Origin of the sequence: Streptomyces sp. NPDC058964 (assembly GCF_042741275.1) — a bacterium.
GTDB lineage: Bacteria > Actinomycetota > Actinomycetes > Streptomycetales > Streptomycetaceae > Streptomyces.
Window position 1 is genome coordinate 1 of sequence record NZ_JBHYKH010000622.1, and the last position, 4,729, is coordinate 4,729.

Annotated in this window: 4 protein-coding genes and 1 pseudogene; 1 reads left to right on the plus strand and 4 read right to left on the minus strand. The window is 74.1% G+C overall.

Annotated features, from left to right (window positions below; all coding sequences use genetic code 11):
• From ACFW2E_RS41655 to ACFW2E_RS41665, 3 genes and pseudogenes are all read right to left on the minus strand, one after another.
• A pseudogene (locus tag ACFW2E_RS41655) lies at nt 1-198 on the minus strand (serine protease); the annotation flags it as partial.
• Nucleotides 195-1,520 (minus strand): M14 family zinc carboxypeptidase, encoded by a 1,326-nt coding sequence (locus ACFW2E_RS41660; protein ID WP_384475810.1) that lies wholly within the window; start codon nt 1,518-1,520, stop codon nt 195-197. The gene ACFW2E_RS41660 and the pseudogene ACFW2E_RS41655, both read right to left, overlap by 4 nt.
• 179 nt (nt 1,521-1,699) lie before the next feature.
• A complete protein-coding gene (locus tag ACFW2E_RS41665; RefSeq protein ID WP_384475813.1) occupies nt 1,700-2,251 on the minus strand; it encodes an FHA domain-containing protein in 552 nt (183 codons plus the stop codon).
• A 173-nt stretch (nt 2,252-2,424) separates the two neighbouring features.
• On the opposite strand from ACFW2E_RS41665, the gene treZ reads away from it, so the two are divergent.
• The gene (gene treZ / locus ACFW2E_RS41670; RefSeq protein ID WP_384475816.1) at nt 2,425-4,170 is read left to right on the plus strand and encodes a malto-oligosyltrehalose trehalohydrolase; all 1,746 of its coding nucleotides are present in this window, start codon (nt 2,425-2,427) and stop codon (nt 4,168-4,170) included.
• 9 nt (nt 4,171-4,179) lie between these two features.
• On the opposite strand, the gene ACFW2E_RS41675 is transcribed toward treZ, so the two are convergent.
• Nucleotides 4,180-4,729: phosphotransferase (locus tag ACFW2E_RS41675; RefSeq protein ID WP_384475819.1), on the minus strand; the 550-nt coding region annotated here is incomplete at its 5' end.

Genomic DNA, 4,729 nt, shown 5'->3' on the forward strand with positions numbered 1-4,729 from the left:
GACCCGGGCACCACGCCCGTGCACGGTGCCCGGGTCCGGGGGCAGGATGTCGCCCCGGGTGACGGTCAGGTGCAGCCAGGTGCCGGAGGACCCGTCCCGGGGCACCGCCCGGGCGGATGCCGAGGGCGCGGCGACGAGCAGGGAGGCAGCCGCCAGTACGGCGCCGCACACGACTGTCGCTTTGGTGGAGTACGTCATTCCCGGTGCATCGGCACGGCGGCCTCCGCACCCCAGCCCGACTCACCCGAACGGGAGCGCACGCGCGCGTGCCGCTGCGCCAGCTCGAAGGCGCTCAGCACCACGCGCGCCTGGTACTCGGTCTGGCGGGCGACCGGGATCCAGCGCGCCCCGCAGCCGTCGCGGTAGTCCGCGCACCACTCGTCGATCAGCCGGTCCAGGTCGGGCAGAACGCCGGCCGGGTCCTGTCCGGCGCTCCGTACGAGCCGGTGCAGCAGCCCGGCCGTGCGCAGGGCCAGCCGGCGCCCGGAGATGCGCAGGGCGGCCAGGTGGGCGGTGTTGAGCGCGGGCAGCGGACGGGCGCCGCCGTCGTCGGTGTCGGGGTCCCAGGCATCCGCCAGTCCGGGGCAGACCAGTAAATAGTCGTCGACCGGCGCGAGCAGGCTCGCCGTCTCGGGCGCGGCGGGCAGCTGGGGCCGGATCCGGGCGAGCACACCGTCCAGGAGCCGGGTGTCGTGGCGCAGCTTGCCGCTGACGGCGCGCAGCACGGCGTCCCGGTCGGCGGGCGGCGAGCCGTCCTCGACGGCTGCCACGCCCCACATGGGCGCCTCGACGACCGCGGTGACCGTGCCGTACCGGTGCGGGTGGAACCAGGTCGACTCGACCGCGGCCTCGGTGATGGCCGCGGCGAGGTCGCCCCGGCGCGGTGGCGGGATCCGGTAGACGGCCGGCCCCACGGTGGGCCAGTACAGGGTGTCGTACGCGCCGAGTTCGCGGGGGATGCCGAGGCGGGCCGCGGAGTGCGCGACGCTCCGGTCGAGGCCCGGCAGGTCCCGCGTGAGCTCCACGAAGCCGCCGCCGACGTCGACGCCGTGCAGGGAGCACTGGAGGAAGGGCCGCAGCTCCTCCTGGAGGGCGAGCAGCGCGCGCGTCTCGGGCAGGACGGCGGCTTCGGCGCCGTCGGGCAGCCATTCGGGCTGCTCCAGGAAGCCGGGCCGGAAGAAGTTCCGGAAGTAGTGGCCCAGGGTGTACGGGCCGGACAGCCAGCCCTCGTTGCGGCGCGAGCCGTCGGGGTCCAGGCACAGGAGCAGGTTCCAGGTGGCGTCGGCACCCTCGGTGAGCCGGGGGTCGGCGAGGGCGCGTTCGGCCAGGCGCAGGACGGTGGCGCCGCCCACGGGTTCGTTGGCGTGCGGTCCCGCGACGATGAGGACCTGGCGGCCGCCGTGACCGATCGAAAGCAGCCACAGGGGCGCACCCGAGCGAGAGGTCCCGATGCGGCGCAGCCGGGCGTCCCTGGGGCGGCGCGCGACGAGCGCGGCCGCACGGGAACCCAGCTCGTCCACGGTCGGATAGCGGAGGAGCGGCAGGACACACCTCCACAATGCGGTGCCGACGGTTCACCTGCTGTGCGTGACGTACGCACAGTCAGTCACGAGTTGAGGTGTACGTCAACACCGCGGTGAAGCGTAGGTTTTCGGCCACCGCTCGATGTGGTTCAGGCCGGTCGCGACCGCCGCGCCGCTCAGTTCGTGGCGAGCCGGAAGGCCATCCGGCCGAAGCCGACCTGGTCGCCCTCGCGGACCACGACGGCACCGATCACCCGGCGCCCGTTCACGGTCGTGCCGTTGGTCGAGCCGAGGTCCCTGAGGACCCACGTCCCGCCCTGCCGGCGGAGTTCGGCGTGCACGCGGGAGACCGTCTCGTGGTTCAGCCGCAGCCCGTTGGCGGGGTCGCGGCCGATCCGCAGCGGATGGTCGTTGCCGGGGTGCGGCAGCAGCAGCTTGGGCAGCCGCTCGGCCTGCCAGGCCCGGCGCAGCCGTACGGTGAAGCCGGAGACGGCCTCGACACCGGAGAAGAGCACCCGCGAGAAGCGGTTCTCCCGGGGCAGGTCGGCGGTGAGCGCGGCGAGTTCGTCGGCCCGGCGCGCGGCGAGGGCGAGTTCCATGCGGCGCACGAACGTATCGTGCGACAGACGGCCCATGGCGACGCCGTCACGGAGCACCTGCAGCGCCTTGTCGCGCTCCGCGTCGGACAATCGCGCGGGGTACGTGTTGAACTCGAAGGACGACGTCACGCTCGTGATTGTCGGTCAGTGAACCCCGGGTGTCCAGAAAACGGGGAAACGGTCGCCACACCCGTACTTCGCGCGACACCTGCGGGGAAAGGCAAGATTCAAAAGCGTATCGACCCCGCTCGCGGCACGATGGACGAGCTACATCACGGTGAGCAGACGAAGGGGAACCGTCCGTGCAGTTCGAGGTGTGGGCACCACAGGCAGACCGTGTGACGCTCCATTGCGAGGGAGCCACGCGCGCGTTGGAGCGCGATCCGGAACGGGTGGGGTGGTGGTGCGGGGAGGCGGAGGCGCGTGACGGCGCGCGGTACGGGTTCGCGCTGGACGACGGTCCCGTGCTGCCCGATCCGCGTTCGCGCCGCCAGCCGGACGGCCCGGACGGGCTGAGCGCGGTCGTGGACCACGCGCGGTACGGCTGGCGCGCACAGTGGACGGGGCGTCCGCTGCCCGGGGCGGTGCTGTACGAGCTGCACGTGGGGACGTACACCCCCGAGGGCACCCTGGACGCGGCGGCCGAACGGCTCGGACATCTCGTCGAACTGGGTGTGACGCATGTCGAGTTGATGCCACTATGTCCCTTCCCGGGCCGGCACGGCTGGGGGTACGAGGGCGTCTCGCCGTGGGCGGTGCACGAGCCGTACGGCGGCCCGGAGGCACTGAAGCGCTTCGTCGACCGGGCCCACGAACTCGGTCTGGGGGTGGTCCTGGACGTCGTGCACAACCACCTGGGGCCGTCCGGAAACCACCTGCCCGCTTTCGGGCCGTACTTCACGGAGACGCACCACACCCCCTGGGGAGCCGCGGTCAACCTGGACGCGCCCGGTTCGGACGAGGTGCGCGCGTACCTCGCGGGCAGCGCGCTGGCCTGGCTGCGCGACTACCGGATCGACGGGCTGCGGCTGGACGCGGTGCACGCGCTGCGGGACACGCGCGCGTGCCACTTCCTGGAGGAACTGTCGACGGCCGTGGACGGCCTCGCCGCCGAGCTGGGCCGGCCGCTGTTCCTGATCGCCGAGTCCGACCTCAACGACCCGCGGATCATCACCCCGCGCGCGGAGCACGGCCTCGGCCTGCAGGCGCAGTGGAACGACGACTTCCACCACGCCCTGCACACCGCCCTGACCGGCGAGGCCCAGGGCTACTACGCCGACTTCGCCCGCGCCCCCTTCGCCGCCCTCGCCAAGACCCTCACCGGCGGCTTCTTCCACGACGGCACGTACTCCGGCTTCCGGGGCCGCCACCACGGCCGCCCGCTGGACCGCGCCCAGGTGGCCGCGCACCGGCTCCTGGGCTACGGCCAGACCCACGACCAGGTCGGCAACCGCGCCCAGGGCGACCGTCTGTCGCAGTCCCTGTCCCCCGGCCTGCTGGCCTGCGCGGCCGCGCTCACGCTGACGGCGCCGTTCACACCCATGCTGTTCATGGGCGAGGAATGGGCCGCGGGCACCCCGTGGCAGTTCTTCACCGACCACACGGACCCGGAGCTCGCGGAGGCCGTACGGCGGGGCAGGCGGCGGGAGTTCGCGGCACACGGCTGGGCCGAGGAGGACGTGCCCGATCCGCAGGACCCGGCGACCCGCGAGCGCTCCTGCCTGGACTGGTCGGAGCCGGAACGCGAGCCACACGCGCGCGTGCTGGCCTGGTACCGGCGGCTGATCGTCCTGCGCGGGGAACAGGCGGACCTGACCGATCCCGACCTGGCCGACACCAAGGTGGCCTACGACGAGGAGGCACGCTGGCTGGCATTCCGGCGCGGGGACCTCCGCGTGGCCGTGAACCTCGGCAAGGAACCGGCGGCGATCCCCCTGGGCACCGCGGAGGTGCGGGTCCTCGCCGCGTGGGACCCGGTCGAGGCGCCTGGGCCCGACGGGCTGCTGCTGGTGCCCGGGGAGTCGTGCGTGGTGCTCACCCAGGGCTGACCCGGTGGGCTACGGCGCCCCGCCGGTGTCCTCGTCCCGGAACTCGGTCGCCCGCTCCAGCAGGATCGTCTCCCAGGCGCGCCGCAGCTGGGTCCGCAGGAGCGGGAGGGGGCCGGTGTCCCGGCCGTCCAGGCGGTCCATGAGGCGCAGGACGGTGTCGCAGCGGGCCAGCCAGAGGCCGCGCAGGCAGGGCCGGGCGCCGTAGCCGGCGAGGGTGGCGGCCCGCACGGCCGCACCGGAGCCGACGGCGCGGGTGAGCCCGGCGATGTCCTCCGCGGGGTCGCCGACGGCCGCGTCCGCCCAGCCGAGGACACCGCGCACCCGGCCGCCGGCGCTCACCACGAGGTGTTCGCCCGTGAGGTCGTGGTGCACCAGGACCGCGGTTCCGTGCCGCGCGGCCAGCTGCGCGGCGCCGGGCGGGGTGAGCTGGTGGAGCCGGGCGGGGTCGAACTCGTCGGCGGACCCGAGGCGTTGGGGCGCCCGCACAGCCATACGCCGCCTCCGCACCACGGAGCGCGGCGGGCGCACCGGCCCTCCCTCGGTCTGCCCCTGCGCCACG